We start from the raw sequence: 2,954 nt of genomic DNA on the forward strand, positions 1-2,954 counted from the left end.
ATGTAAAATTGCATAAAAATGGTTTTTGATTATAATAATAGGAAATTATATGTTAAAGAATACTAAATTCGATTATTATTATATTAATCAATGTATTTATGTATACCGAAAGTAGGGTATAAAATATTTTGTGTAAATGAATAAAGACGCAAAAAAGGAAGACCTTTTCTTGATAGAATTGAGTTACCACACAAAATTCACAGAAAAGAGGTCTTCCTATGAATCTTCACAATTTGAAGACTATAATCAACGCTTAGCACACGTTGCCACATCGGTTTTAATAAGGCGCGTGCAGCATTAGTAACAATGTTTGAAGAACTCGAATCTTAAGTGCACACCAGCATGAAATTTTGTTTATTGTCAGGGCTAGCCCTAACAATAAACAAAATCAATCTTTTGAACAAAGTTATTTTTATACCAAAAGTAACATTCTATCTGAAAAGGTTGAAAAGTCATTTACACAAAAATATTGACGTTCCCATAGGAATTTACCGTTTTCGCTCCTAATAATCAGAAAAATTAAACAATGGTTCTAAATATTGCATTATACTCGCCTGAATGTTATGGTAATATTTATCTAAAGAGGAAAATGTGACAAATAAATAAGAAATGTATTTTTTAGCACANNTAGGCCGCAAAGCTTAGAGTCTAAGGTAATAATAATTACTACGATCGTCTGGTTGCACTTTTTACTGCAACCAGACGATCTTTTTTTATTTTTGGAAGGATTATGCGGGACAAGAGTGCTAAAAGGTATGTTTTGATATATTTATTATTTTTCATTTTATTTTCCATAATTAATATATGAGCTATATAAATTCATTTTAATTTTTCGACATCTAAATCCCTGCGATGCAGAATAAAAAGTAACCTACACTTGTATGCTCTTTCTATTTTTACTTCGCATGTGGTAGAAAAAAGCCCTGATCGCTTTTATGCATGGCCAGATGTTCTCTTCCACCTAAAAAAGGGGTTTTATGTCGGTTTGTATATAATGTTATTCAAGTTGTTTGGGTAAAAAACTATAGTAGATGAGTTTAAGATTTGACTAAAGAGAGAAATGAAACAAATTAATAGGAAAATGTATTTTTTAGCACACTATCTGAAAGGGTAGGCCGCAAAGCTTAGAGTCTAAGGTAATGATAATTACTAAGATCGTCTGGTTGCACTTTTTACTGCAACCAGACGATTTTTTTATACGAAAATTCATATATAAGGGGATAATTATGAGGAGAAAGAGTATCAGAAGGTATGTTTCAATAATTTCATTAATATTTTTAGTATCATTTTCTATGATGAATATAGGAGTTTCAGTTGTTCAAGCCGCTATGATAGATGTTGTGGATGCAATTAACATTTCTCGCGCAGATGGAACAACCGGTGAACCATATAATGCTACAGATCGTATGAGAGTAGATGTGGAATGGTCAGCGAAGGGAAAAATAAGCACCGGTGATCAATTCATAATTGATATGCCAAAAGAATTTAATATGTATAATACAAAATTCGATTTAAAAGCTGCAGGAAACCAAACAGCTGGAACATGTGAGCTGAGAAATGGATCACTTACATGTACAATGAGTGATTATGTAAATGGGAAGAACAATGTAAAAGGTTCTTTATTCTTAGAATATTATTTTGCACTTGAAAGTTACGATGGTGTAAAAGAGATTCCATTAGAATTTAAAGTAAATGGGGAAGTTGTAAATAAGCATGTTAGTGTGAGCAATACAACAGAAAGACCTCCTGTAAGCCCCAATACAGATAACTTAATAAAGTGGGGTTACTATAATGAAGATGGAACGGTTGTGGACTGGAATGTATATGTGAATGCAACTGGTACAGAAATGAAAGAACCTAAGATAAGTGATGAATTAGGACCTGGTCATGAATTGATTCCAGAAAGTATTGTATTACAAGAAACAGTGTTTGAGGATGGATATGCACCAAAAGATATAAAGCCTGCTGATTTATCAAAAATTAACATTCTAGCAACAAAATCTGGATTTACAATTGAGCTTCCAGATACATCAAAAGGTTATATTTTGAGCTATAAAACGAAAGTAACGAATCCAGCTTTAAAACCTCATAAAAATACAATTAAACTAGAAGGAAAAAATATAGAGACTGTAGAAAAGACGGAAAAAGTTATTGTACATAATGGTGGGGGAACTGGTTCGGGTGAGAATGAATCACCGTCTATTGAAAAAAGTATTGTTGATGAGAATGGTAATCTTGTAAATACTCAGCAATTATCACAAATGAATCAATCTATTCATTATCAGATTCGTACACATATACCAACAGACGCACCTAATTATGAGTCAATGGAGATAAGTGATAATTTAGAAGATGTCTTAGAAATTATCGATGCAAAAGTAAATGATCAAAATGGCCAAGATATTACTTCTAAAGGAAAGCTAACAATAGATAAGCAAAATAGTGAAGTAACGTTTATATTAAACAAGGATTTTGATTTTAAAGCGTATCAAGATCAAACAATTTCTTTAGATATAACTGCAAAGATTAAAACAGGAGCGGATTTAACAGCTTATGTTGACCAAAAAATCCCTAATAAGGCAGTATTATTTTTTGATAGTGAAGCATTGATTTCCAATAAAGTAACTGTTAAACCACCAGAATCCCCTCAGGATGGAGTAATAAAGATTCACAAAGTAGATGATGATGATACAAACAAGGGATTAGAAGGTGCGGAGTTTGAAATTCGAAATGAGAGGGATGAGGTTGTAGCGATACTTAAAACAGACAAGAATGGCTTCTCATCTGACCAAGCCTTAGCGCCTGGATCATATAAAATTTATGAAAAGCTAGCACCTGAAGGATATGAAAAATTAGCAGAGCCAATTTTATTTAAAATTGAAAAAGGTATGATAAACCCAATTCAGCTAGAAATTTCTAATAAACGACTTCCAAAGGAACCAGAGAAACCAGGA

At 32.1% G+C, this 2,954-nt stretch carries 1 protein-coding gene and 2 riboswitches; the gene reads left to right on the forward strand.

The genetic code is table 11. The features are described from left to right. The first annotated feature begins 610 nt into the window (after nucleotides 1-610). Nucleotides 611-688: riboswitch (cyclic di-GMP riboswitch) on the forward strand. A gap of 394 nt (nucleotides 689-1,082) precedes the next feature. Continuing rightward, nucleotides 1,083-1,171: riboswitch (cyclic di-GMP riboswitch) on the forward strand. A gap of 55 nt (nucleotides 1,172-1,226) precedes the next feature. Beyond that, nucleotides 1,227-2,954, forward strand: a 1,728-nt coding sequence (locus tag V7183_RS04830; protein ID WP_335358867.1) for an isopeptide-forming domain-containing fimbrial protein, incomplete at its 3' end; no start/stop codon positions are given.

Origin of the sequence: Bacillus sp. JJ1127, from assembly GCF_036965845.1 — a bacterium.
Classification (GTDB): Bacteria; Bacillota; Bacilli; order Bacillales; family Bacillaceae_G; genus Bacillus_A.